This is a genomic window from Desulfovibrio desulfopostgatei, assembly GCF_053570645.1.
In genome coordinates this window covers 715237-737128 of the sequence record NZ_JBRBQS010000002.1, presented here as the reverse complement: position 1 = coordinate 737128, position 21892 = coordinate 715237, and the positions used below count along the sequence as shown (strand labels likewise).

The window sequence follows — 21892 nt, the reverse complement described above, 5'->3', positions numbered from 1 at the left end:
GCAAAAAGCCGCAACGCAGGGGGTGCTGCAACGCCAGCCAATGGAGGGGCCGCGCACCAGCCGGATAGTGCCCCTTTTCATGCTAAATTGCAAATCAAAAAGGCGCGTGTTGCGCCTTGCAGGCCATTCCGCCAAGGTGCGGACGCGCATCTTTCCGTATGCGCCGAAGTATTGCCCCACTCTCCATGCAACATGCGCCGGGGAAACTGCTGCATCAACATATCAGTTTCCTCCGGCGCATATCGAGCGCATCAAGACGTTCCAGGCTTTCAGACAGAACAGCTATTGCCTGTCTGGGGCAAGCCCGGTCATGCAGGTTTTATCCGCAATATGCCGCATGCGCCGCACAGGCCGAGCTAGTCTTCAACCTTGAAGAAAGCTGCCGCGCCGCCGCCGCACACAGGACACGCGTCACAGGGGCCTTCGTGGGTATAGCCGCAAACCTTGCACACGTAATAATCGGTGGCGGGCAGAGCGGCGGGATTTTCCAGAGCCTTTTGGTAAAGCTTGGCGTGGATTTCTTCCACCTGATTGGCAAAGTCAAAATACTTGGCAACGGCGCTCTGGCCTTCGGCCTGGGCCTGTTTGATCATGTCGGGGTACATGGTGGTGAATTCGTAGGTTTCACCTTCGATGGCCGACTTGAGGTTGGCCATGGTGTTGCCGATTTTGCCAGCATTCTTGAGGTGGGCATGAGCGTGAACGGTTTCAGCAGCCGCAGCAGCGCGGAACAGCTTGGCAACCTGATGCATGCCTTCCTTGTCGGCAGCGGCAGCAAAGGCAAGGTACTTGCGGTTGGCCTGGGATTCACCGGCAAAGGCCGCCATCAGATTTTCTTGTGTGGTGCTCATTGGTATTCTCCTCGATGAAGTTATTGTTTTTATCAGGAACAATTCCTGATTAAAGAATTCTCACTGCCTTGTAAAGCATTTTTTTACAAAAAATTATTTTTGCAGGCCCGCCCTTTAGCCCTTGATACCGTTGCGCAGAACGCTATGACAAGCTAAAAGGAACCTATGAACGCCCAAGAAATCATATCCCATTTCGGCATGCGGCCCCACCCCGAAGGGGGGTTCTATCACCGCACATACGAAGCTCCGCAAATTCTTACGGCGGATGAAATGCCCTGTGGTTTTATAGGGCCAAGACCCGTATCTACAGCCATCCTTTTTCTGCTTGAGCAGGGGCAATATTCACGTTTGCACCGCATCAGGCAGGATGAACTGTGGCATTTCCACGTTGGCGGCCCCTTGCGCCTGGCCTGTATTGATACACACGGGCAACCGCGCGAAGTGATCCTTGGCCCGAATATTATGGCGGGGCAACACGTGCAGTTTACCATTCCCGGCGGCTGCTGGTTTGGCGCAACGCCTGCGCCAGGCAGCGAGTTTGCGCTTGTGGGCTGCACGGTTTCACCGGGCTTTGATATGGAAGACCTGCGCCTGGGCCAGCCGGAAGAGCTGACCCTGCGCTACCCCAATGCAAAAGACTGCATACGCGAATTCTGCCCACCTCTGAACGACGCCCAGCGCGCCGCCTGTAGAAGATGCGGTGACGACGAATGACGCGCTATGCCGTGCCTGATGTTGCGCCGCAACACCCGCACTGCACAGAAATCGTTATCCGCCGCAGCCGCTTTCTGACCCAGTGCGCCCATACGCCGGATGCGGCAACAGCGCGGGCCTTTGTGGAACAGGTGCGGCGCAAGCACGCCGATGCAACGCACAACTGCTGGGCATATGCCGCTGGCGCGCCGGGGAATACGGCGCAGATCGGTTCGTCAGACGATGGAGAACCCCACGGCACTGCTGGCAGGCCCATGCTGCAAATTGTGCTGCACAGCGGCATTGGCGAATTGTGCGTGGTGGTGAGCCGCTGGTTTGGCGGCGTCAAGCTTGGCACAGGCGGCCTTGTGCGGGCCTATCAGGACAGTGTGCGCGAAAATCTGGCCGATCTGCCCGTGAGGCAGCGTGTGCCGGAAACCAGTTTGCAGCTTACCGTTGCCTACGCGCACCTTGATGCCCTGCGCCGCATGTTGCCAACGTACGAAGCCCGCCTTGAAAGTGAAGACTATCAGGGTGAGGCCAGATTGCAACTGCGTTTGCCCGCCGAACACGTGGAGGCCTTTCAGGTTGCGCTGGCAGGCGTAAGCAATGGCGCGGCCCTTTGCAGTGAGCTTGCGGACAGCGACACCGCCTGAGACAATATTTTTTTGTGCGTTTACAGCCTATCGGTATATGCCGGTGGGCTTTTTTGTTTTGAATTACTCATTTTGAACCTTACCCCCATCAGCCCCCAATAACAGTCAGGGCCGCCGGATTTCTCCAGCGGCCCTGACGGACATTCATCATACGGGGTGCGGCTTAGACGCCCTTGGCCTTAAGCTCTTCGAGGAAGCCTTCCGGCACTTCAAATCCCAGAGCCTGCGCCTTTTTGGCGGATTCTGCGGCGTCGGCGTACTGTTCCATTTCAAACTGCGCCAGCGCCAGATTGTTCCAGGCCGGGGCAAAACCGGGCTGCTGCTTGATCACTTCCTTGCAGGCTGTTTCGCAAGCCGCAAAGTCGCCCTTCATATAATAGGCGGTGGAAAGCGCATTTCTGGCCTGCACAAAGTTGGGATCCCACTTGAGGGCCTTGTTCAGGGCCGTGATGGCCTTATCGGGCTCGCCGCGTTGCAGGTGCACAAAAGCAATGTTGCCCCACGGCACGGGGAATTTGGCGCGGCAGTTGGCAGCTTCCTCATTGTAGCGCAGGCAGCCGTCAAGGTCGCCGCGTTCAAGGCAGATGCCGCCAAGCTGCACATAGGCTTCCGCCAGATGCGGCGAATTGCGCACAGCGTTCAGCAGGGCTTCTTCAGCAGCCACAAAGTCGCGCTTGGTCAGCAGGGCCAGACCAAGATTGTAGTAATGGGTAGCGCACTGCTCGTTCTGGGCTATTTCCGCCTTCAGATCGGCAATGTATTCATCCAGGTCATCGTAGCGAGCTTTCATGCTATGTGCCCCTCTTTTTTCAAAAGATCATAGTACCATCGGCAAAAATCAAAAATGCCCATGTACTTTTCGTCCTTATTGACCACGCCAAGGGCGCATTCTGTAGCGCCCTTGCTGTAGGCCTTGCCATACGGCCCTTTTTTGGCCGCGTCTTTCAGAAATTCGTTGACCAGCTGCTGTGTGGTGCGCTTGGACACATCTGTCCGCATATCAAGCGGCTCGTTGGGCTTCTGGAAAGGATCCCAGTTTTCATAGCCGATGCGGTCCACAAATTTGCGGCGGCGCGGATTCATGCGCTCATAAATTTCGCGCTTGAGACCTTCCTGCTCATCCGAAAGCTGCTGCGGCGTTCCATCGCGAAAGACGGTGGCGGGAATGCTGCCGTACATCTCAAACTCCTTTCACGCCCGATCAGGCCTCTTCTTTCTTGGCCGGGCCGATACCCAGATAGGCCTCATCGTAGCGGGTTAGCAGAGCCATGGACAAAGGCACATACACGTCATGCAGTTCTTTAAAGCGGCTCTGCACTGTTGTGGCCACATCCCTGCTCAGGTCTTCAAGCCTGTTCTGGATCTTGTCCATATGGATGGTGGGGTATGGCTTGCCCTTTTCAAAGGCGGAAAAGCCGCACACATGCCCTTGCCCGGCAATGGCCGTGGGCACGCCGTACACGCGGCAGGTAATGGGCCGGGCGTGGTACAGCAGGCATTCGTTATTATCGTCCAGCAGGGGGCAGCGCAGCTTGATCTGGGCCGCGCGCTCCATGATGGCCTCGGGGCTTTCGCCGTCTTTTTCCGCCCGGTACAGCTCGCGCTTGATGCGCGTGGCCTGGCGGTCCAGATCAGAAGCGCGCTCAAGAATGGCGGAGCGCTGCGGCCCGTAACCAAAGGCGGCCTCAAATGCCTTGTTGATGTACATGGCTTCAACAAGGGAAAGATCAAAAAGCGCGTGGCAACAATCGCTACAGCCTTCCTTGCAGACTACGCACTGGGGAAAGGCCCCGCGCACCCTGCCGAAAAGGTCGTCAACTTCGGCCCGCAACGTTTCATAGCGGGTAAAAATAGAGCTCAGATCAGGGATCATGGTTATCCTGCGGTAGTGCGGAAGACATGAGGGAGAACAGGCGATTTCACACAGAAATCGCCCTGGCGGCTGCTTGAGCAGACGTCCGCCACAAGAGGCGTGCGCGCGGTTTGTATGCGCTGATAAGCGCCTTAGCGGGCGTCTTGAAACTTTGAGAATGCACATTCTCAAAGTCAGGATGCTCTGGCGGCAAAGCGGCCTGTACCTTATGAAAATGCCGCCTGGCGCGTGCGCGCCGGGCGGCACAATGAAAACTCGGCAGAATCAGCAAGGGAATGCCGCTTGGGCACCCCTGCAATTCCTAGTTTTCTTCAACGGTGATAGCGCTGACTTCGCAAACTTCCACACAGGATTCGCAGCCAAGGCATTCTTCGGCGTTCACGGCTTCGGACTTGCCGTCCTTGATTTCGTAAACTTCAACGGGGCACACGTCCACGCATTCGCCACAGCCCACGCACTTGTCAACGTCAACATTAACATTATAACCCATGGTGTCCTCCAAATTTGCATTGACTTGCTTGATTTTTCAAGCGGCTAAATTCCGCTTGTGCAATGGATAGCTTTAGGCATCCACCCTGTCAAGTGTCGGCTGGAAAATAGCCAACCGGGCAACAACCACAGGAATATCAAGCCCCGCCCCAGCACAGGCGGAAAAGTTTTTTTAAAAATACTTTGCCTCAACAACTGGTTACAAAACGTCTATGGCCTTATGGCACAAGACGCGCGTAATAGCCCTTGCCGTTGCGCACAACCTGCAACAAAATCTGCCCGGACATGCGCTCTCTTCTGAAAGCCTGTAAAAAATCTTCCATAGTTCTGGTCTCGGCAGCGCCCACCGCCGTTATGTGGTCGCCCTGGCGCAAAAAAGATGCCGGGCCGTCTGCCCTGGCCTGACGCACCACCACGCCCTGCGCGGTTTGCGCTGCGCTGAATCCCCAGCGGCGCTCCAGCAGGGCACGGGCCTCCGCATCGCCAAAGGGTTCGGGGGTAGCCTCGATCTTCAACGCGCCGCCCTCGCGAAGCAGTTGCAGCCGCAAAGGGGTTCCGGCTGTCTGGTTGCGCAAAATATCCAGATAATCGCGCCTGTCGCGCACAGGTGAAGAATTTATGGTTTCAAGTATGTCGCCGGGCGCTATGCCCGCCTTGGCAGCGGGAGAACCGGGAAACACCGCCGTAACCAGAACGCCGCCAGCATCCTTGAGGCCCAGGGCCATGGCCGTGCGCCCGTCCACATCCTGCAAATCAAGCCCCAGCCAGAGCGGGGCCACGCGCCCTGCGCTCATGAGGTCGTGCATGACGCGACGGGCCTTGTTGATGGGGATGGCAAAGCCAATGCCCTCGGCGCGTGCATCCACGGCAGTATTGATGCCTATGAGCACCCCCTCGATGTTCAGCAGCGGGCCGCCGCTGTTGCCGGGGTTGATGGCCGCGTCAGTCTGCACAAGATCGGTGAACGCGCCGTCCTTGTTGCGGATAGTGCGCCCAAGCGCAGAAACAACGCCCGTGGTGACGGTATGGTTGAAACCAAAGGGATTGCCGATGGCGATGACGGTTTCGCCCGGCATGATGTCGCCAGAATCGCCAAGCTTTACGGCAGGCAGCTTTGACGCTCCCTTGATCTGGAGCACGGCAATGTCAAAATCCGGGTCAGCCCCTTTGACGGCGGCGGGAAATTCCCTGCCGTCCAGCAAGTGCACCATGACTTCATCCCCACCCGCGATAACATGCGCGTTGGTGAGCACAAGGCCTTTTTCTCCATCTACAATGACGCCAGAACCAAGGCTGACGCGCTTTTGCCGCACCTTGCGCCCGCCGGGCATATCAAAACCCGGCAAGCCGGGAAAGCCCGGGCCAAAAAACTGCTCAAGTGGCGAAAGCCGCTGCCCTTCGACTATATGGGTGCTCGTTATGTTCACAACCGCGGGGGCAACAGCCTGCACGGCGCGCACCACAGGGGTCATGCGGGGGCTGTCCGCCGCTACGGCCCCAGCCCGCGAAGGCGTACACAGCAGCAGAGCCGCCGCCAGCATCAAAAAAAACAGACGCAGGGCAAAACTTCCCTCAACTGCCGCCGCTTCTACCCGCCCAGGGCGCGAGCGCCCACGGCAAGGCAGATTTCTTTGTATATAGATGGGTCTGGCTTTCATATAAATTCCTTACCTCGTCGCTAACATAAGCACGTTGCCGCAATCGTAAAGTCCCCCAAATGGATTTACCCCGCGCGGCGGCGAGGCGTCCCGTCTTGCGCACGCCCCTTGTTAAGGATAAACAAACGGCATGAAAACCACTCAATCCGACCTGTTGGAACTGATTTTGCCCGGCCTGCGCATTGCGCCCCTGCTTCAGAAAGACCTGGACGATGCCCAGGCCCATCTGGACGACCTCACCAAACCGCAGGGCAGCCTTGGCCGCCTTGAAGACCTCGCCCAGAGGCTCTATGCCATGAGCGGCGGGCAAGCGCCCATCAGCGTCAGCCCGGCCATCATGCTTACGGTTGCGGGCGACCACGGCGTTGCCGATCAGGGCGTTTCGCCTTTTCCCAAGGCCGTGACGCGCCAGATGGTGCAAAACTTTTTTAACAACGGCGCGGGCGTCAATGTTTTATGCAAGACCTCGGGCATGGATCTGCGCGTAGTGGACGCAGGCTGCGACGGCGGCCCCTATGAACCGCACGCCATCCTCATTGAGCGCCGCCTGGGCGACGGCACCGCAGATATGAGCCAGGGCCCGGCCATGAGCCGCGAAACCTGCCTCAAGGGGCTGCGCATGGGCGTGGAACTGGCGCACCAGCTTGCGGATAATGGCTATCGCTGCCTCGGCGTGGGCGAAATGGGCATTGCCAACAGCACGGCAGGCACTGCCCTGTACTGCGCCTTGCTGCACTTTGACCCCGAGCAGATGACCGGCCCCGGCGCTGGCGCAGATCCCGACATGGTGCGCCACAAGACTGAAATCGTGCGCCGCGCGCTGGCAGCCAATGCTTCCATGCTGGAAGGCGACGACCCCATCAATATTCTGGCCGCCTTGGGCGGATTTGAAATTGTTCTCATGGCCGGGCTGATGCTTGGCGCTGCCTCGCGCCGCCTGCCCGTGCTGGTTGACGGCTTTATATGCAGCGCGGCCTATGTGGCGGCCCTGCACATCTGCCCCCAGCTTGCCGACTACGCAGTGCTTTCCCACGCCTCGGCAGAGCCGGGCCACGTGCGCGCCCTGTCCAAGCTGACCGGCGGCGAAGCCCGCAACAATCCCCTGCTGCACCTGAGCATGCGCCTTGGCGAAGGCACCGGCGGCGCTGTGGCCTATCACCTGCTGCGTTGCGCAGCCTCCGTGTACAACGACATGGCGACTTTCAGCTCCGCAGGCGTGGCGGGCAAAACATGCTGAACCAGCTTGCGCCGGAACAGTCTTCCGCATCCGCCCTGCTGCGGCTGGAGGATGTCTCACGGGTGTTTGACATCCGGCGGGGGCTGTTCGGCGAAAAGCGCTCTCTTGTTGCCGTAGACGGCGTGAGCCTGAGCCTCGCCAAGGGCGCGAGCCTTGGTCTGGTGGGCGAATCCGGCTGCGGCAAATCCACACTTGGGCGTCTGGCCTGCGGGTTGCTGGCCCCTTCTCAGGGGCAGGTGCTGCTTGATGGTCGCCCCCTGCCCTCTGCCGGGGCGGACAGCTGGGCAGCCGGACGCATCCAGATGATCTTTCAGGATCCTTTTTCGTCCCTCAATCCCCGGCTCACGGTTGGTAGTTCTGTAGCGGAGCCACTGGCGGCGCGCGGCGTCTCCCGCGAGGAACGTCACGCTCAGGCCGAAGCCATGCTGGCTACCGTGGGGCTTGAAGGCATGGGCCGCCGGTATCCGCACGAATTTTCCGGCGGGCAGCGGCAGCGCATTGCCGTGGCGCGGGCGCTCATCACCCGGCCAGATGTGGTTGTGTGCGACGAACCTGTTTCCGCGCTCGACGCCTCGGTGCAGGCGCAGGCGCTCAACCTGCTGCGCGAGGTGCAGGAACAGTTCGGGCCAGCCTATCTTTTCATTTCGCACGATCTGGCGGTTGTGGGCTTTTTGTGCCGCCGCATATTGGTCATGTATCTGGGCCAGATTGTGGAAGAAGGCCCCACCGATGCCATTTTTGACGGCGCGGCGCACCCCTATACGCAGGCCCTCATGGCGGCCATGCCTACCGGGAGCCGCCGGGGCGAACCCATTGCCGCTCTGGAAGGCGAACTGCCAAGCCCCTTGGCTCCGCCAGCAGGATGCCGCTTTCACCCGCGTTGCCCCAAGGCAAAAGACATTTGCCGTCAGGAAGCGCCGCAGTGGAAGGATATGGGTGATGGGTGGCGTGTGAGGTGTTGGGAGGCGTAGGTTTGAATTTGTGCGCCTGACCGGCGCGGGTTGATTAGCCTTGCTGCCCTGCGGGCACGGCGCTTTCGCCATCCGGCGAAGTTTGGGACGCCTGTGCGGCGCGCAGCAAGGCGGGGCCGGTTATGGGGCTGCGCCCCCTTCGCGGCCCCCCTTGCATCCCCCCCGAAGCACCCCCTAAGAAAGGTTTTCAACTTCCATAAATTGGCGAGGGCAACGCGTCTTATGCTGCGGGAGCTTCCCTCACTCGCTACGCTCGCTCAGGCGATCTCCCTCCGCGCCGCGTTAATGCCAAAGCCTGCTTTCGCCTTGGGTCAAACTCCGTTTCAGCCAATAGCCACGGTCAGAATTAGTCATTGAAAAACTACCCGTAACTGAAACCTGGCTGCGATTCTCACCACGCTCCCGCTCGCCCTGTTGTCAACCACACTTCACCCCTACCCAGCCGAAATCGCTACAACCTCACACTTGCGGCAGGAAACTAGTTCCGTGTCGAATCACAAGATAAGTCATTAGCACCAGAAGCAATATTTTCCCTATCCCTGACTCTCGCTGACCCTCTGAACAACAAAAATCTAACCCGATCCACGGGCTTTTATCTTTTCTCTAGCTGCCTTTATGCCTTTCCCCGCCCGCCATCAGGAGATGGTCGTTGCGTCGCCTTCCTTATACTCGCCGGAGCAAAGCGGAGGCGATGGCTGGTGTTGAGTGAATTTGCAAAATACGCATTTTTCTGGCCTGACAAGGAAAAATCCTGTTTTTGAGCGCAGCGTACTCATGTACGTGAGCATCAAAAACAGGATTTTAACGCAGTCAGGTCAAAAAAGTCGGGTTTGCGTAAATGCGCTCGACAGGCTCACCCCGCCGCCAAACTCTCCCTGCCCTTGCCTTTTTTACCGTTCAAAATAGGTGTACCCGCGCAAACCGTCCTCAAAAACCTGCATAATGGCAAACCGGTCGCTGGGCGAAATTCGCCCCTGCCGCACAGCCTGCTCCGCCGTACTGCGCAGATCTTCCAGAATACGGCGCGGCTCATATTCCACATAGCTCAGAATATCCGCCACAGAGTCACCCCTGATTTCGCGCACATACTCATAATTGCCGTCATCCCGCACCCTGATGGAAACAACGTTGGTGTCGCCCATAAGGTTATGCAGATCGCCCAGGGTTTCCTGATACGCACCCACCAGGAACACGCCAAGGTAGTATTCCTCGCCGTCACGCAGCGGATGCAGATCAAGGGTGGGCTTCATGCCCTGCGGGTCGATAAAATGGTCAATCCGGCCATCAGAATCGCAGGTAATATCAGAAATAATGCCCTGCCGTGCAGGAAATTCCTTGAGCCGGTGCACGGGCATCACCGGGAACAACTGGTCGATGGCCCAGGAGTCTGGCAAGGACTGGAACACGCTAAAGTTGCCATAATAAATATCGGCAAGGCTCACGTCGATGTCCGCAAGATCGCGAGGTATCGTCTTGAGCCGGGTTTTTTCCTGAGCAATGCGCATGATGATGGCCCAGAAAAACCGCTCGGCCAAGGTGCGCTGACGCAGATTCACCCGCCCGGTGGAGAAAAGCTGACGCATCTCGTCGCGGTAGTAAATGGCGTCGTTATAGCACTCCTGCAAATTGCGCAGGGTGATGTTGGCAAGGGTTTCGCGCAGGTTCAGCACCGGCTCCGGCGTGCCCTCGGGCAGGGTGTCGGGCAACTGCACTTCTTCCACCATGCTCACATCAAGCACGTTAAAGAGCAGCACGGAATAGTAGGCCACAGTGGCGCGGCCAGATTCCGTAATGATGTGCGGATGCGGGATTTTCTGCTCATCAAGAATGCTCATGATGGCTTCGACAATGTCGGCGCTGTATTCGTCGAGCGTATAGTTGCGCGACGAAACATAGTTGGTGTGCGAACCGTCATAGTCCACAGCCAGACCGCCGCCAAGGTCGAGGTAGCCCATGGGCGCGCCTTCCTGCACGAGGCCCACGTAAAGACGCGCGCCTTCCATGACTCCGGTACGGATGTCGCGAATATTGGAAACCTGCGACCCGAGGTGGTAGTGCAGCAGCTTGAAGCAGTCGAGCATGTCGTTGGCCTTGAGCGTGTCCACAACGTCCACGATCTGCGCGGGCGAAAGGCCAAAGGTGGAGCGTTCGCCGCCGGAATCCGTCCAGTGGCCGCTGGCCTTGACGGCCAGCTTGGCGCGTACGCCGATGTTTGGCCGCACGCCGAGAGCCTTGCTGCGCTCAAGCACAACTTCCAGCTCACTGGGCATTTCGAGAACAAAGAGCACGTTAAAGCCAAGGCGCAGAGCCTGAAGGCCAAGGTCGATAAATTCTTCGTCCTTGTAGCCGTTGCAAACAATGCAGGCCTCGCGGTCGCGCATGAGCGACACGGCGGCAATGAGTTCCGCCTTGGAGCCGACCTCCAGGCCGTGATGGTAGGTGGAGCCGAACTGGGCTATTTTTTCCACAACCTGCTGCTGCTGGTTGACCTTGATGGGGAAAACGCCACGGTACGAACCGGTATAATTCAGACTTTTGATAGCCTTGCGGAATGATTCGTGGATATTGGCAATGCGCGAATCCAGAATGTTCTCCACGCGCAACAGCACGGGCATATCATACCCGCGCTCTTTCAGCCCGGCGATAACTTCCGGTATCGAAACCTGCGGCCCCTTGGGCCCCTGCGGACAAATCACAACTTCGCCCGCATCCGACACGTCAAAATACCCGGCACCCCAATTACGGATGCCGTACAGTTCGATGGAATCCTCCACCCGCCACTGCTGCAATGCGCGGTTTTTTGCCAATTCCTGCTCCTGGAGCGCCGCAAGGCGCATATATAATGTTGATTCAGCTCCGAAAATGGGGCTGTAGGTTGCCGCCGTTCAAAAAACGACCGCAGATGGTTGCACGAAAAATGCGGCGTAATTATGCCGTGACCGTGCCGAATGTCAATCATCGCAAAAAAGGGCGGCAAGCGCAGATTGTTAGGTGCATGGCTAACTATCTTCTTGACGGCGGGTACTCCTTGCTTCATTTTTTCTCTTGCGCGCAACGGCCTGATGTCGGCTATTTCAATCTTCCGGGGAATACAATGAAACCAGCCCTGAATCCCCTGCCTCCTCTCCTGCTTTTTTTTCTGCTTGCCCTTGGGGCATGTTCGCAGGACGACAGCAAAAAAAACGCTGTACCGTCTGCCCCCGTGCGGGTTGAAGCCGTTACACGGGCTGATGTGCCGCGCCTGCTGCATGCTGTGGGCAATGTGCGGGCTTCTGCCTCTGTGGGCGTAAAGCCCCGCGTAACGGGCGAGATTCAGCAGGTTCACTTTACCGAAGGTCAGGATGTGCGCGAGGGCGACCCGCTTATCACCATTGACCCCCGCCCTTTTGAGGCGGCGCTGCGCGAAAAGAAGGGGCAACTTGCCAAATCCCAGGCGCAGCTTGCCAAAGCCCAGGACGACATGGGCCGTTACGGCAAACTGGTGGGCAGCGGCTACGTAAGCCGCGATGCCTATGAAAAAACCGTGACCGATGCGGCGGCCCTGCGTGCCACGGTGCAGTCTGACAAGGCAGCCGTGGAAAGCGCCGCCCTTGATCTCAGCTACTGCACGGTGGCGGCTCCCATCAGCGGACGCGTTGGCGCACTCAATGTGGACAAGGGCAACATGGTCAAATCGGCTGACGCCACGGTTATTGTCAGCATAGACACGCTTTCGCCCATTTATGTGGGCTTTTCTGTGCCAGAGGTGCATCTGCCTGTCATTATAGAACAGATGGCGCAAACAACGGTGCCGGTTTCCGCAACTCCTGCCGGGGGCGCGCCGGAAAAAGGCCTTCTCACCCTTGTGGACAATACGGTAGACACGCGCACCGGCACCATCCGGCTGCGCGCCACCTTTGAAAACAGCCAGCGCCGCCTGTGGCCGGGGCAGTTTGTGCAGGTGGAGCTGCCGCTGGGCATGGCCGCCGGGGCGCTGACCGTGCCCACACGTGCCGTGCAGTCTGGCCGGGAAGAATCATACGTGTATGTGGTGGATAAGGACAGCCGGGCCAGCTATCGCAAGGTGAGGCCGCTGTTTGAATACGCTGACCGCACGGTTGTGGACGGCGAGGTGGCCGAGGGCGACAAAATTGTGGTGGATGGTCAGGTGCGGCTGGCTCCGGGCCTGATGGTCAAGACCATGGACTGAAATTTTGCAGCAGCAAACCAGAGCCGCGCACAACGGCCTGATATTTGCATATTTTCGGGCAATACCAACAGGCGGTCAATTTTTCCACATGGCCGCCGCGCGCTCAAGCGCGAGTGCAATGACGCAGCACTGCGTCAAGCCTGAGGAGAAGCCCGATGGAACTGGAATTCCGTTTTCGCAATAATGATCTGGGGCCTGTTTTTCCTACCTTTCAGGAAAGGGTCAACTCCATGCTGCCCGTGAACAGGGCAGAAAGTACCCCAGCGGCCCCGGCAGCGCCCGCTGACGATGACGTCAGCACCTCTGCCGCGCCGGTTCTGGAACAGACTGTTCCCGGCACCCCGCACATGCTCAATTCTGACGAAATGCGTCAGGCCCTTGCCCAGGTGGAGCAGGAAGCCATGCAGCACAGTCAGGATCTTGTGCAGGTGCACAGCGGCCTGAACGAACAGCGCGTTGCGCGTTTGCTGGGCCTGCTGGACTAGACCGGAGCTGCCCTCGCCCTCGGCGGAGCAATTTCTAACGAGAATTGCTCAACCCTGTATTTCGCCTGATGGCAGATTGCTCAAACAAAAGCCGTTCCCGCCTTTTTCGGCAAGGAACGGCTTTTGTTGGTCAAAAACCTTTTGGCGTGCGCTGTACAGGCTATTCCTGAACGAGTGCCCGCACGTTTCCGAGCAGCAGGCAACAAAGAGCCGACATTTCGCGGTAAAACACAGTACTGGCGCATTCCGAAGTTTTTTTCAGGCAGTCTCCGGCCCAGGCCAGAATGTGCCCGTCCATAAAAGCCGCCAATGCCGCCTTCGGGGATTGCCCCTGGCTTGAGGCAACGGCCCCGCCCATGTTCTGCACAAGAAAAAGAATGAAGGCCAGTTCCAGCCCCAGATGGTCCTCGGGCTCGTGCCCGTCCCGTTCTGCGGCTAGGCCCCACTCCCTGTAGCAGTCGCGCACTTCCTGCGTTCTGCGGCCAAAAAGCAGGCGATCCTTCTCCCGCCACACGGATTCCCACGGCGCAGCGGCAGGCTGCGGCCCGGAAAACAGGGCCAGATGATCCATGTGCAGATCCAGATACAATGCGCGGCAGGAATCCTGCGCCGCCTCTGCCGGATAGGCTGCCGCAAGGGCGGCAGCGTGGCCCTTTGGATCAAGAACCCCATTCCACAGCTTTTCAGCCAGTTCTGAAGGCCTGAAACAGGCCCAAGCGCCAAATCCTTGCAAAAGCCCGCCGCCAATGACGCCGCGCAGCAGGTCTTCATCCGGCGAATTCTGGAAAATGCGGCTGCAGAACTGCAAGGCCACAACATATTGCGTCAACTTTTCCTGTTCCATATGTAATGATGCGGGGGCCAGACGGCCCCCGTAGAGTTTGCCGTGCCTACATGCCCAGGCGTGAATAGGAAAGATAGAACACAAGCCGCCCGAACACTTCGCCCAGAACAATCAGGAGAAATGCGGGAACCGTCAGAGCCGGGCGAAATCCTTTGCCCTGCATGCCACGGGCCGCAGCCAGTGCCAGCAGCACAACGCCCAGACCAGATGCCAGGGCGTGCAAGCCGTGCGACCATGCAATGCACGCCGGAGGCAGCAGACGGGAAACCGGATTGACGAAGGCAGACTGCTCGGGCATGGCCAGCGGCAGGCTCACGGCCATAAGCACAAGGCCCAGTACCGCCCACACAAGGCAGGGGCCCAGTGCGCGCACGGGCGCGCCTTCCTTGCGCAGGCTCAGCACCACACCATGCCAGGATCCCCCAAGCAGGCACATGGAAGCAAGAAAGGCCGTAAAAACGCTCCAGTTGCTCCAGCCGGGCATTGTGGACTGATTGTAAACGCAGCTCATGACGAACAGCAGCGCAATACCGCACAGGCCCGCCACGATCATGGCTTTTTTCTCGCCATCCACCGCATGCTTTTTGCGCCCAACCAGCACCAGCCACAACAGGGCAAGACCCATAAGGCCGATCATGAGGATTTCGCGGCTGAGCCACGACTGCGTCACGTGCAGCAGGGTAAAGGGCGCATGCAGGGGCGTACCCAGATGCACAAAACTGATGATCACGGCCACGGCAAACAGAAGCAGCGCCGCCACATTCTGCCGCCGCACACCTTCGCGCAGTGCGCGGTCGGCTTCGTTGCCAAGCACGCACTTGCCCACCAGCACCATGCCTACGGCCATCTGCACCAGCAAGGTAAAGAATACCAGCGGAAATTCCTGAAGATACTCCATGCTACATCTCCTCCGGATTACGGATGCTGCCCATGTTGCTGCCCACTGGCTGCGCATTGTGGGGCGGCGTAATCACAAGACAGGGGGAGGTCACGCTCTGTTCCGGCAGCGGAGCCACATGCACGGCATCGCCGAACTGCTTTTTCAGGTCTTCATATTCGCCAAAGTGGATGGCCCGCATGGGGCAGGCTTCCACGCACAGGGGTTTGAGACCGGCTGCCAGCCTGTCCTTGCAGAAATCGCACTTGGTCATTCTGCCCGACTGCTTGTTATACTGGGGGGCGGAATAAGGGCAGTTCCACTCGCAATAGCGGCACCCCACGCACTTGTCGGGGTCCACGCTCACAATGCCCTGCTCGTCCTTGTGCATGGCCGTGGTGGGGCAAACCTTCACGCACACGGGGTTCTGGCAGTGGTTGCAACTGACGGATGTATAGTAGGAAAACACATTCTGGTCATACGTGCCGTTGGCACGGCGCACCCACTTGCCGCCCGTGTACTCCGCCACGCGCCGCCACATGACGCCCTGGGGCAGGTCATGGCCGTCTATGCAGGCCACCATGCATGTTTTGCAGCCCGTACAGGCTGTCATATCTATATAAAAAGCCGGCTGTTTCACAATAAATCTCCTCAATGCAGACAGTTCCGCGCAACAGGCTAGATTTTAACCACATCCACAAGATTGGTGTGCTGCGGATTGCCCTTGGCCAAGGGGGTCATGTGCGTTTTTGTCAGGGTGTTGATGCACCCGCCCTGATCCACACCGTTTTTGTCCGGGGTGTACCATGCGCCCTGCGGCAGGCTGAGCACACCGGGCATGATGCGCGGCGTCACCTTGACCCGCACGACCACTGCTCCGCGATCGTTGAACACCTTGACCACGTCATCGTGCCTGATGCCGCGCTGCGCCGCATCGGCCTCGTTCATCCAGAGCTGCTGCGGGGCAACCTGCTCAAGCCAGGGGATGTTGGCATAGCTTGAATGCGCGCGCCCCTTGTAGTGGTGGCCGATAAGCTGGAAGGGATGCTTTTTCATTCCTTCGTAATCGCACGGGCCTTTCCATGTTTTTTCATGCACGGGTATGGCGTAAATAGCATCGCCCTCGGGCAGTTCCCAAGTCTGGTTCAAATCCCACAGGCGCTTGGAAAATATTTCGATCTTGCCCGAAGGCGTCTTGAGCGGATTGGCCGCCGGATCGTCGCGAAAAGCCTTGAAGGCAACCTTTTGCGGCATGGGGAACCACTTGAACAGGCCGATCTTTGAAGCTTCATCAAAGGATTCCGGCAGTTCCGGCTTTTTGGCGCGTGCCTGGGCGTACAGGTGCTTCACCCAGTCAAGCTGGCTGCGGCCCTCGGTATATTTTGCCGCCAGATCGGGCTGGCCCAGAAGCTTGCCGATTTTTTCGCTCAGGGCCGCGCAGATATCATACTGCGACCGGGTCTCGAACAGAGGTTCAATGGCCTTGCGGGCAATGAGCAGGGAGCTCTGATCCACCTGATAGCCCTGCTGGATGATGTCGTCCTGTTCCAGCGGCGTCACGGAAGGCAGGAGGATATCCGCAAATTTTGCCGAAGCCGTCATGCGGTTTTCCACCACCACAATGCACTCGCACTTGCTTTCATCTTCAAGAATCTTGCGGGTGCCGTTGATGTCCGAATGCTGGTTGATGAGGGCATTGCCAGAGCTGTTCCACAAAAACTTGATGCCGTGATCCAGCTTTTCCTTGTTGCGCAGGCCCATCTTTTTGGCCGTCACCTGGGTGTAGTCGTCAATGGCGTTGACCCAGGTGTAGAAAGAAATGCGCGTCTTGACCGGATTAGTGCCTTCGGGCATGCGCGGAAAACCAATCTGGCTCACGCTTTCCGCACTGCCGGAACCGCCCCCGGCAATGCCCACGTTGCCGGTAAGGATGGCAAGCATGGCAATGGAACGGGACATGGTGTCGCCGTTGGCGTGGCGCTGCGGCCCCCAACCCTGAATGACGCAGCAGGGCTTGGTGGAGCCGATCTCGCGGGCAAGGCGGATGATTTTTTCCGCCGGATACCCGGTGATGGTTTCCGCCCATTGCGGCGTTTTCACCGTTTTATCCGGGCCTTCGCCCATGATGTACGCGCGGTAGCTGTTGCCTGCGGGCACGCCCTCGGGCATGTGCTCCTCGTCAAAACCAAGGCAGTGGGTGTCCACAAACTGCTGGTCAACCAGCCCTTCGTTCATGAGCACATAGGCAATGGCCGCGATAAGCGCGCCGTCAGAACCGGGGCGGATGGGCACCCATTCGTCCCCCAGCTTGGCCATGGAATCCGAATACCGGGGATCAACCATGATGATGCGGGCATTGCCTTTTTTTCTGGCTTCAAACAGCTCATAAGAAAGGCCGCCGCCGCTCTGGCGGGTTTCAAGAATGTTGCAGCCAAACATGACAATGAGCTTTGAGTTAGCCATGTCATTGATGGTATTGCCCGCATTGATTCCGTAGAGATATGGAATGGCGGCTGAAATCTGGGCCGTGCTGTATGTGCCGTATTCGTCCAGATGCCCGCCAAGCATATTGGCAAGCCTGAAAAATTCGTTGCGGCGCGTCATGCCGCTGGACGTTGTGCCCGAGCCATACATGCGGTGGATGGACTCCGGCCCGTAGGTGTTCAGTACGCGTACCCATTCCTTGGCTACCGTGTCCAGCGCTTCGTCCCATGAAATGCGCTCAAATTTCCCCTCGCCGCGCTTGGCGCCGGGTACGCGCCGCATGGGGTACTTAATGCGGTCAGGGGAATAGGTGTATTTGCGCATGGAGCGCCCGCGCAGGCAGGCGCGGATGGCCCTGTTGTTGGGGCCGTCATCGGAATTGTCGGTTTCAACGCGCGTAACGCGTCCATCTTTGACAAAGGCGCGCAGCGTACACTGCGAACCGCAGTTCACCACGCAGCCGGAGTAAAAGCACTGCTCGCCCGCGCCATACGGCGGCTGGGTGGCTGCACGGGCCAGGCCAAGGGGCAAACCACCGCCCAATGGCAAAAGGGATGCGCCGCCAAGCGCGGTACACCACTTGAGAACCTCGCGCCGGGTCACTTCCCTGTGCGCGAGCAAAGGCGGGGTGGAGTCGGAATATTTTTTCATCACAATCCTCATTCTGCGCCGCAGACGCGGCAAGGTAACCTTTCCCCTCCGGGACAGGAGGGGGAAATCAGAGTAGGGGCAAACCCAAGAGCAGGTGAAGGCAGGGCTGAATCAAAAGGACATAGGCCACGTATTGGCACTCAGGAGTATCGGACAAAATCCACGAGGTGGGCGATGGTTCCTGGCGGGCGCGCTCCGGCTGACGGAGCGCCTCAAAAGTGGGGATCTGCTGTTCTTTGAACGTTATTCAGGCTATTGCGCGGTTGGAAACCGCAATATTCACGCTCATTGCCACAAGCGATACTGTTACGCCCCCTTTTGCAGGAAGGCAATACCGCAAGAATCAGCTTCAACTTCGGCGTGTTGGATGACTTTGCGTATCACGGAAAGATGCTGGATCAGCACGCCCAGCCATACATAAGCAGTTTATGATTGATGCTTGTGGTTGGCACATGATTTACCCAGCACAGGATTGCCGCGCATCAATGTGCTGGCATCAGGGGGAAAAAAGCCGGGCTGGAATCAAGCGATTCCAGCCCGGCTGCATAGACATGACTTGCGTACTTAGAATTCCAGGCACAACCCCACAGGGCAGTGGTCTGAACCAAACACGTCCGTTTCAATCCAGGCGTCGCGCACAGCAGGCACAAGCTCCTGCGATACAAAGAAATAGTCGATACGCCAGCCCACGTTCTTTTCCCGCGCGCGGCTCTTGTACGACCACCAGGAATAGCTGTCTGCCTTGTCGCCATGCACATGACGGAAGGTGTCCACATAGCCCATAGCCGTAAAGCGATCCAGAAAGGCGCGCTCTTCAGGCAAAAAGCCCGTGTATTTTTCGTTCTGTTTGGGACGCGCAAGGTCAATGGGCCTGTGCGCTATATTAAAATCCCCGCAAACCACAATGGGCTTGCTCTTGCGGCATTCTTCCGCATAGGCGAGAAAGGCGTCGAAAAAGCCCATTTTATAAGGCACACGCTTGAAACGGCCCGTGGGCTTGCCATTGTCGTCCAGTTCTTCCGCGCCGCCGTTGGGGAAATAGCCATTGAAAAAATGGAACTGTGGATACTCCAGATGCAGCAGACGTCCCTCGCCCTGAAATTCCGGCTGGGGCAGCTCCATGCTTACATTCAGCGAAGGTATCTTGCTGAACACCGCCACGCCCGAGTATCCCTTTTTAACCGTGCTCCACGACCAGTGCGATTCCCAGCCGTCAGGATCGCGCACGTCTTCACTCAACTGGTCGGGATGGGCCTTGGTTTCCTGCAAGGCCACAACCTGCGCTTCGGTGCGCGAAAACCATTCCCATTCGGGCTTGCCCGCCACGGCGCGCAGACCATTGACATTCCATGAAACAAGCTTGAGCTGCATACGTCCTCCTGCCGCAGCATAGCCTTGCCTTGTTTTGCGGGCAAGGGGCCTCAGGGAGGGCTTTGTCTGCAACGCATTGCCAGAACGGGCTTTTTGCAGTATCAAGAATGTGGGCGTATATACGCCGCCAAACCCTTTTCGGGACATTTTTCAAGGAGTCGCTTATGGATATTTTGCCAATTCGTCGCGCTATTCTGAGCGTTACGGACAAAAGCGGCCTTGTGGAGTTTGCCACGTTTCTTACCTCGCGGGGGGTGGAGCTTATCTCTACCGGCGGCACCCAGAAGGCCCTTGAGGCGGCCGGGCTGTCCGTCACCGCAGTAAGCACCGTCACAGGATTCCCCGAGATTTTGGGTGGCCGGGTCAAAACCCTGCACCCCAAGATTCATGCGGGCATTCTGGCCAACAAGGACGAGCCGCAGCACATGCAGACCCTGTCAGAAAAGGGCATTCGCCCCTTTGAGCTTGTCTGCGTCAACCTTTACGACTTTGCGGGCGCGGTGGAACGCCACCTCTCGCTTGAGCAGGCCGTGGAGGAAATTGACATCGGCGGCCCCTGCATGCTGCGCGCTGCGGCCAAGAACTTCCACAGCATCCTGGTGCTGCCCTCGCCGCAGTGGTACACCGCCGCCATGGAAGAAATGGAAAAAGATACCACAGTGGGCCTTGAGTTCCGGCAGGTTATGGCATCGCGTGCTTTTGAGGCAACCTCGCGCTACGATGCCCTGATCACCTCGTATCTGCGTCCCTAGGCTTGTACACAGCCCACTCACCGCATTTGTTCACGCACCCGCAGCCCTGCCCCTTTTGAGGTACAGTGGTTGCGGGTGCGGTTTAACATTTTTTCGTTCAGGAGCTTCCCATCCCAAAGCCAGAAGGTAACGTGCAAGGGCTCAAGCCGAGCCAGCTTGCAGCACTCACCCGCCTGTTCAACCGCCGTTTCCCGGCGGAAGAAGTCTACACCGTTGACCAGGCCCGGGAACTCTCCCTGCTTTCACGCGCCGTGGGGCGGCAACTGGGCCTGCTTATTGACCGCAAGGGCCGGGTGCAGATGGTTATTGTGGGCGAGGCGGGCAGCATCATGATTCCCGAACTGCCGCGCGGGCGCAGCGGGCAGGAACGCCTGCGCGGCCTGCGCCTGCTGCACACCCACCTTTCCCCCGGCGGCATCAGTCAGGAAGACCTGATGGACATGCTCTTTCTGCGGCTCGATGCCGTGGTGGCGCTCACCGTGAACCCGGTTGGCGAACCTGTGCAATGGCAGGCGGCCCATCTTTTGCCCAATCCTTCGGGCAGCCAGCCCTATCATCTTGATACGCCCCAGCCCTGGGATCGCACGGAATCGCAGTTTGTTGCCACCGCCGAAGCTCTGGAAGAAGAGCTTGCCCGCAAGGCAGAGGACGCCCGCGAAGCCGACGACACCCCCCGCGCCATGCTGGTTTCTGTAGGTACGCAGCCGCGCATCATTCAGGAACGCAATCTGGACGAACTGGCGGAACTGGCCCGCACCGCAGGCCTGACCGTTGCTGGGCGCATGGTGCAGCGCGTGGCGCAGATCAACCCCCGCCTCATCATGGGCAAGGGCAAGGTGGCAGAGCTTGAAGTGCTGGCCCTGCAAGGCCGCGCTGGCATGATGGTTTTTGACGGCGAGCTTTCGCCCGCACAGTTGCACAATCTGGCCGACATCACCGAGCGCAAGGTCATTGACCGCACCCAGCTTATTCTGGATATTTTTGCCCAGCATGCGGTGAGCCGCGCGGGCAAGCTCCAGGTGGAACTGGCCCAGTTGCGCTATACCCAGCCGCGCCTTGTGGGCAGAAACCGCGCCATGGACCGCCTCATGGGCGGCATTGGCGGGCGCGGCCCCGGCGAAACCAAGCTGGAGACCGACCGCCGCAAAATCCGCGAGCGCATGGCCCGCATCCGCAAAGAGCTTGACCAGTTGCGGCGGCAGCGCTCGTTCACCCGCGCCCGGCGCTCACGTCAGGGCATCCCGCTGGCGGCGCTTGTGGGCTACACCAATGCGGGCAAGTCCACCCTGCTCAACACGCTTACCCGCTCGGAAGTGCTGGCAGAGAACAAACTCTTCGCCACGCTTGACCCCACCACCCGACGGCTGCGCTTCCCTGCGGAAAAAGAAATCATCATGGCCGACACCGTGGGCTTTATCCGCAATTTGCCCAAGGAGCTGATGGACGCCTTTCGCGCAACCCTTGAGGAGCTGGAAGCGGCGGATCTTTTACTGCACGTTGCCGATGCTTCGCATCCTGACCTTTTGCAGCAGATAAGCGCTGTGGAAACCATCCTTGCCGAGATGGAACTGGATCGCATGCCGAGGCTGATGATTCTGAACAAGTGGGATCAGCTGGAAGCCCCGGCCCGCGCTGAACTGGCGGATGCCTTTCCCCATGCGTTGACGATTTCCGCCAAGAACGGCGAGGGCTGCAAGGCCTTGCTGGAAGAGCTGGAGCTTTTATTGCTGCGGCATCCTGCAAGTATGGTGGCGACTGATGCGCCGACAGTATTGAACTAGGGGGGAGCTGCCTGCGAGGCGGCGATTTCG

20 protein-coding genes are annotated in these 21892 nt (G+C 58.6%); 8 read left to right on the top strand and 12 right to left on the bottom strand.

Annotation, left to right across the window (positions count from 1 at the left end):
• Positions 1 to 356: 356 nt before the first annotated feature.
• Positions 357 to 851, bottom strand: a complete 495-nt coding sequence (locus ACUZ9Q_RS03215; RefSeq protein ID WP_192112521.1) for a rubrerythrin family protein — start codon at positions 849 to 851, stop codon at positions 357 to 359.
• Between the two features lie 165 nt (positions 852 to 1016).
• Between ACUZ9Q_RS03215 and ACUZ9Q_RS03210 the strand changes: the two genes are divergently transcribed.
• Together ACUZ9Q_RS03210 and ACUZ9Q_RS03205 are read left to right on the top strand one after the other, a co-directional pair.
• A complete protein-coding gene (locus ACUZ9Q_RS03210; RefSeq protein ID WP_192112520.1) occupies positions 1017 to 1565 on the top strand; it encodes a cupin domain-containing protein in 549 nt (182 codons plus the stop codon).
• On the top strand, positions 1562 to 2200 hold the full coding sequence (locus tag ACUZ9Q_RS03205; protein WP_449247314.1) for a YigZ family protein: 639 nt from the start codon (positions 1562 to 1564) through the stop codon (positions 2198 to 2200). Before ACUZ9Q_RS03210 ends, ACUZ9Q_RS03205 begins: the two co-directional genes overlap by 4 nt.
• Positions 2201 to 2363: 163 nt before the next feature.
• Here ACUZ9Q_RS03205 and ACUZ9Q_RS03200 read toward each other — a convergent pair whose 3' ends face one another.
• From ACUZ9Q_RS03200 to ACUZ9Q_RS03180, 5 genes are all read right to left on the bottom strand, one after another.
• Entirely contained in the window at positions 2364 to 2990 is a 627-nt protein-coding gene (locus ACUZ9Q_RS03200) for a tetratricopeptide repeat protein (RefSeq protein ID WP_192112518.1), read from the bottom strand.
• Positions 2987 to 3379 carry a hypothetical protein gene (locus ACUZ9Q_RS03195; RefSeq protein WP_192112517.1) on the bottom strand — a complete coding sequence of 131 codons (393 nt, stop codon included), beginning with the start codon at positions 3377 to 3379 and terminating at the stop codon, positions 2987 to 2989. Before ACUZ9Q_RS03195 ends, ACUZ9Q_RS03200 begins: the two co-directional genes overlap by 4 nt.
• 22 nt (positions 3380 to 3401) lie before the next feature.
• Positions 3402 to 4073: a YkgJ family cysteine cluster protein gene (locus tag ACUZ9Q_RS03190; protein ID WP_192112516.1), complete on the bottom strand. Its 672-nt coding sequence runs from the start codon at positions 4071 to 4073 to the stop codon at positions 3402 to 3404.
• Positions 4074 to 4374: 301 nt separating this feature from the next.
• Positions 4375 to 4563: a ferredoxin gene (locus ACUZ9Q_RS03185; RefSeq protein WP_022658065.1), complete on the bottom strand. Its 189-nt coding sequence runs from the start codon at positions 4561 to 4563 to the stop codon at positions 4375 to 4377.
• A 217-nt stretch (positions 4564 to 4780) separates the two neighbouring features.
• The gene (locus ACUZ9Q_RS03180) at positions 4781 to 6220 is read right to left on the bottom strand and encodes a trypsin-like peptidase domain-containing protein (RefSeq protein WP_227118646.1); all 1440 of its coding nucleotides are present in this window, start codon (positions 6218 to 6220) and stop codon (positions 4781 to 4783) included.
• Positions 6221 to 6350: 130 nt separating this feature from the next.
• Between ACUZ9Q_RS03180 and cobT the strand changes: the two genes are divergently transcribed.
• Together cobT and ACUZ9Q_RS03170 are read left to right on the top strand one after the other, a co-directional pair.
• Complete coding sequence (cobT, locus tag ACUZ9Q_RS03175; RefSeq protein ID WP_449247313.1) at positions 6351 to 7457, top strand: nicotinate-nucleotide--dimethylbenzimidazole phosphoribosyltransferase; 1107 nt, start codon at positions 6351 to 6353, stop codon at positions 7455 to 7457.
• Positions 7451 to 8428: an ABC transporter ATP-binding protein gene (locus ACUZ9Q_RS03170; protein ID WP_192112514.1), complete on the top strand. Its 978-nt coding sequence runs from the start codon at positions 7451 to 7453 to the stop codon at positions 8426 to 8428. The genes cobT and ACUZ9Q_RS03170 overlap by 7 nt, the downstream gene beginning before the upstream one ends.
• 890 nt (positions 8429 to 9318) lie before the next feature.
• On the opposite strand, the gene speA is transcribed toward ACUZ9Q_RS03170, so the two are convergent.
• A complete protein-coding gene (gene speA / locus ACUZ9Q_RS03165) occupies positions 9319 to 11235 on the bottom strand; it encodes a biosynthetic arginine decarboxylase (protein WP_215647192.1) in 1917 nt (638 codons plus the stop codon).
• 287 nt (positions 11236 to 11522) lie between these two features.
• On the opposite strand from speA, the gene ACUZ9Q_RS03160 reads away from it, so the two are divergent.
• Both ACUZ9Q_RS03160 and ACUZ9Q_RS03155 read left to right on the top strand, forming a co-directional pair.
• Positions 11523 to 12617: an efflux RND transporter periplasmic adaptor subunit gene (locus ACUZ9Q_RS03160; RefSeq protein WP_215647193.1), complete on the top strand. Its 1095-nt coding sequence runs from the start codon at positions 11523 to 11525 to the stop codon at positions 12615 to 12617.
• Positions 12618 to 12772: 155 nt separating this feature from the next.
• A complete protein-coding gene (locus ACUZ9Q_RS03155) occupies positions 12773 to 13102 on the top strand; it encodes a hypothetical protein (RefSeq protein ID WP_022658059.1) in 330 nt (109 codons plus the stop codon).
• Between the two features lie 160 nt (positions 13103 to 13262).
• On the opposite strand, the gene ACUZ9Q_RS03150 is transcribed toward ACUZ9Q_RS03155, so the two are convergent.
• The 5 genes from ACUZ9Q_RS03150 to ACUZ9Q_RS03130 all read right to left on the bottom strand — a co-directional run bounded on the left by ACUZ9Q_RS03150 (position 13263) and on the right by ACUZ9Q_RS03130 (position 19329).
• Positions 13263 to 13946, bottom strand: a complete 684-nt coding sequence (locus tag ACUZ9Q_RS03150; RefSeq protein WP_227118640.1) for a TorD/DmsD family molecular chaperone — start codon at positions 13944 to 13946, stop codon at positions 13263 to 13265.
• Positions 13947 to 13992: 46 nt separating this feature from the next.
• Positions 13993 to 14844, bottom strand: a complete 852-nt coding sequence (locus tag ACUZ9Q_RS03145) for a dimethyl sulfoxide reductase anchor subunit family protein (protein WP_192112511.1) — start codon at positions 14842 to 14844, stop codon at positions 13993 to 13995.
• Between the two features lies 1 nt (position 14845).
• Positions 14846 to 15463 carry a DMSO/selenate family reductase complex B subunit gene (locus tag ACUZ9Q_RS03140; RefSeq protein WP_227118638.1) on the bottom strand — a complete coding sequence of 206 codons (618 nt, stop codon included), beginning with the start codon at positions 15461 to 15463 and terminating at the stop codon, positions 14846 to 14848.
• 38 nt (positions 15464 to 15501) lie between these two features.
• Complete coding sequence (locus tag ACUZ9Q_RS03135; RefSeq protein WP_449247311.1) at positions 15502 to 17958, bottom strand: DMSO/selenate family reductase complex A subunit; 2457 nt, start codon at positions 17956 to 17958, stop codon at positions 15502 to 15504.
• A 564-nt stretch (positions 17959 to 18522) separates the two neighbouring features.
• Entirely contained in the window at positions 18523 to 19329 is an 807-nt protein-coding gene (locus tag ACUZ9Q_RS03130; protein WP_449247310.1) for an exodeoxyribonuclease III, read from the bottom strand.
• Positions 19330 to 19493: 164 nt separating this feature from the next.
• Here ACUZ9Q_RS03130 and ACUZ9Q_RS03125 point away from each other — a divergent pair, with 164 nt between their 5' ends.
• Both ACUZ9Q_RS03125 and hflX read left to right on the top strand, forming a co-directional pair.
• Positions 19494 to 20081 carry an IMP cyclohydrolase gene (locus tag ACUZ9Q_RS03125; RefSeq protein ID WP_449247309.1) on the top strand — a complete coding sequence of 196 codons (588 nt, stop codon included), beginning with the start codon at positions 19494 to 19496 and terminating at the stop codon, positions 20079 to 20081.
• 131 nt (positions 20082 to 20212) lie between these two features.
• Complete coding sequence (gene hflX, locus ACUZ9Q_RS03120) at positions 20213 to 21862, top strand: GTPase HflX (RefSeq protein WP_215648745.1); 1650 nt, start codon at positions 20213 to 20215, stop codon at positions 21860 to 21862.
• The last annotated feature ends 30 nt before the right edge of the window (positions 21863 to 21892 follow it).

Bases quoted from the DNA above. Each gene is read 5' to 3' on its own strand.
- ACUZ9Q_RS03215 (WP_192112521.1), bottom strand. From the start codon at position 851: ATGAGCACCACACAAGAAAATCTGATGGCGGCCTTTGCCGGTGAATCC.
- ACUZ9Q_RS03210 (WP_192112520.1), top strand. From the start codon at position 1,017: ATGAACGCCCAAGAAATCATATCCCATTTCGGCATGCGGCCCCACCCC.
- ACUZ9Q_RS03205 (WP_449247314.1), top strand. From the start codon at position 1,562: ATGACGCGCTATGCCGTGCCTGATGTTGCGCCGCAACACCCGCACTGC.
- ACUZ9Q_RS03200 (WP_192112518.1), bottom strand. From the start codon at position 2,990: ATGAAAGCTCGCTACGATGACCTGGATGAATACATTGCCGATCTGAAG.
- ACUZ9Q_RS03195 (WP_192112517.1), bottom strand. From the start codon at position 3,379: ATGTACGGCAGCATTCCCGCCACCGTCTTTCGCGATGGAACGCCGCAG.
- ACUZ9Q_RS03190 (WP_192112516.1), bottom strand. From the start codon at position 4,073: ATGATCCCTGATCTGAGCTCTATTTTTACCCGCTATGAAACGTTGCGG.
- ACUZ9Q_RS03185 (WP_022658065.1), bottom strand. From the start codon at position 4,563: ATGGGTTATAATGTTAATGTTGACGTTGACAAGTGCGTGGGCTGTGGC.
- ACUZ9Q_RS03180 (WP_227118646.1), bottom strand. From the start codon at position 6,220: ATGAAAGCCAGACCCATCTATATACAAAGAAATCTGCCTTGCCGTGGG.
- cobT (WP_449247313.1), top strand. From the start codon at position 6,351: ATGAAAACCACTCAATCCGACCTGTTGGAACTGATTTTGCCCGGCCTG.
- ACUZ9Q_RS03170 (WP_192112514.1), top strand. From the start codon at position 7,451: ATGCTGAACCAGCTTGCGCCGGAACAGTCTTCCGCATCCGCCCTGCTG.
- ACUZ9Q_RS03160 (WP_215647193.1), top strand. From the start codon at position 11,523: ATGAAACCAGCCCTGAATCCCCTGCCTCCTCTCCTGCTTTTTTTTCTG.
- ACUZ9Q_RS03155 (WP_022658059.1), top strand. From the start codon at position 12,773: ATGGAACTGGAATTCCGTTTTCGCAATAATGATCTGGGGCCTGTTTTT.
- ACUZ9Q_RS03150 (WP_227118640.1), bottom strand. From the start codon at position 13,946: ATGGAACAGGAAAAGTTGACGCAATATGTTGTGGCCTTGCAGTTCTGC.
- ACUZ9Q_RS03145 (WP_192112511.1), bottom strand. From the start codon at position 14,844: ATGGAGTATCTTCAGGAATTTCCGCTGGTATTCTTTACCTTGCTGGTG.
- ACUZ9Q_RS03135 (WP_449247311.1), bottom strand. From the start codon at position 17,958: ATGAAAAAATATTCCGACTCCACCCCGCCTTTGCTCGCGCACAGGGAA.
- ACUZ9Q_RS03130 (WP_449247310.1), bottom strand. From the start codon at position 19,329: ATGCAGCTCAAGCTTGTTTCATGGAATGTCAATGGTCTGCGCGCCGTG.
- ACUZ9Q_RS03125 (WP_449247309.1), top strand. From the start codon at position 19,494: ATGGATATTTTGCCAATTCGTCGCGCTATTCTGAGCGTTACGGACAAA.